This window comes from Psychrobacter sp. 1U2, assembly GCF_051847575.1.
In genome coordinates, this window is the sequence record NZ_JBPYDC010000604.1 from 1 (window position 1) to 946 (window position 946).

A 946-nucleotide genomic window follows, 5' to 3' on the forward strand; every position below is an offset into this window, starting at 1 on the left:
ACCGACCCACACAGGGATAGGCTGCTCAGCGACTAGGGCCGCTAGCTCATAATCATTGAGATAGGCTAAATCACCAACGGCACCGCCGCCGCGAATAATCACTAACAAATCTGGTAGACGCTGATAAGTATCTTGGAATTGCTGTTGGACGCTAACAATTGCTTGGCGGATCTCGCTTGGGGCATGATTGCCCTGAAAGGTAGCATGATGATAATGAAACTGACACGCACCGGTACTGGCTAAGCGGTTTGCGTCGGCTTGAAAATCACCCAATCCTGCGGCCTTTTCGGGTGCGATGACCAGCACATGCTCAATATCAAATGGCGTAGGCAGCTGCTGGTTCAGGTGTAACAAACCTTCACCGGTTAAGCGGTCGATCATCTCGGCATATTGCCGCGCCAAGTCGCCTAACGTATAGCTGGGATCGATGTCTTCGATAGTAAGCGAGAAGCCGTACTGTGCATGAAAACCTGCCGATACTTTGAGCAGTACCGTTAAATCGCGCTCAAGTGGCATGCCAGTTGCGCGCTCAAACTTTGCTAAGACGCGGGCGGCTTTAAAACGCCACAGGTTGCCACGGCAGCTTGCGATAACTTTACCATCGTCGTCTTTTTCTGCCAATTCAAAGTAATAATGTCCACCTTTGCTAGACAGGTTGCGAATCTCCGCTTTTACCCACACGCGATGATTAAAGGTTTGCTTGATAACCATATCAACTGCTGATAGATAATCGCTAAGACGCAGAACGGTGTCTTCTAAATTGACTTCAGGACTGTTTTCTTGCTCAGCAAGTTCAGCCTCCAATGTCGCCAAATCCTTAGCAGGAGCCAATACTTTCGCTTGTTTAGTATTTGAGAGATTGGGTTTGCGCATAATAATAAACCAAAGGTAAGGAGAGATTAAAAGCTGGGTGTTTGTAGTCTGTTTATTTATAAATTGATTGTTT

General features: G+C 47.3%; 1 protein-coding gene. It reads right to left on the reverse strand.

Features of this window, described 5'->3' with window-relative positions; translation table 11 throughout:
• The coding region (locus ACS8FD_RS17570; RefSeq protein WP_439276795.1) for an exodeoxyribonuclease VII large subunit at positions 1–873 on the reverse strand (873 nt) is incomplete at its 3' end.
• Positions 874–946: the final 73 nt, after the last annotated feature.